Source organism: Roseateles sp. P5_B10, assembly GCF_056400485.1.
Window position 1 is genome coordinate 1 of sequence record NZ_JBFULE010001222.1, and the last position, 1112, is coordinate 1112.

At 68.4% G+C, this 1112-nt stretch carries 2 protein-coding genes; both read left to right on the forward strand.

What is annotated here, in order from left to right; all coding sequences use genetic code 11:
• Positions 1-616, forward strand: a 616-nt coding sequence (locus AC1DU6_RS32260; RefSeq protein WP_477862298.1) for an ATP-binding cassette domain-containing protein, incomplete at its 5' end; no start/stop codon positions are given.
• A 19-nt stretch (positions 617-635) separates the two neighbouring features.
• A partial coding sequence (locus AC1DU6_RS32265; RefSeq protein WP_477862299.1) for an isocitrate/isopropylmalate family dehydrogenase occupies positions 636-1112 on the forward strand: 477 nt, incomplete at its 3' end.

Consider the following 1112-nt stretch of genomic DNA (forward strand, 5'->3'; position numbering starts at 1 on the left):
GCGCCGCATCCAGATCGTCTTCCAGTCGGCCGACACGGCGCTGAACCCGTCGCGCCGCATCCAGATCGTCTTCCAGTCGGCCGACACGGCGCTGAACCCGTCGCAGACCATCGAAAGCATCCTCGCGCGGCCGCTGCAGTTCTACCGCGGCATGAAAGGTGCTGCCCTGCAGCGCCGCATCGCCGAGCTGCTGGACCTGGTGAAGCTGCCGGCCAACGTCGCTGGCCGCCTGCCCGGCGGGCTGTCGGGCGGCCAGAAGCAGCGTGTCAACCTGGCGCGGGCGCTGGCCGCCGAGCCTGAGCTGCTGCTGTGCGACGAGGTCACCTCGGCGCTGGACACCGTCGTCGGCGCTGCCGTGCTCGACCTGATCGCCGAGCTGCGCCGCGAGCTGGGCTTGTCCATCCTGTTCATCAGCCATGACCTGCACACGGTCCGCGCGGTCTGCGACGAGATCGTCGTCATGCGGCATGGCTGCAAGCTAGCCCAGGTGGCGCGGGCCGACTACGACCGCGGGCCGCACCACCCCTACTACGAGCAGCTCGCGCGAGCCGTGCCCGAACTGCGGCGCGGCTGGCTTGAAGAACTCGACTCGCCGCGGCCCGTGCTGGTCGCCTGACAACGACGAAGGAAAACCCATGATGAACACGTTCCGAATCGCCGCCATCGCCGGCGACGGCATCGGCAAGGAAGTGATGCCCGAGGGCCTGCGCGTGCTGAGGGCCGCAGCCGATCGCTTCGGTTTCGCCCTCGAACTGCGCGAGTTCGACTGGGCCAGCTGCGACTGGTACGCGCAGCACGGCCAGATGATGCCGGACGACTGGAAGCAGCAGCTCGCCGGCGTTGACGCCGTCTATTTCGGCGCCGTCGGCTGGCCGGCGACCGTGCCCGACAACGTCTCGCTGTGGGGCTCTCTGCTGAAGTTCCGGCGCGAGTTCGACCAATACATCAACCTGCGGCCGGTGCGGCTGTTCGAGGGCGCGCCATGCCCGCTGGCGGGGTGCAAGGTCGGTGACATCGACTACGTCGTCGTGCGCGAGAACACCGAAGGCGAGTACACCAACCTCGGCGGCGTGATGTTCGCCGGCACCGAGCGCGAGATCGTTATCCAGGAG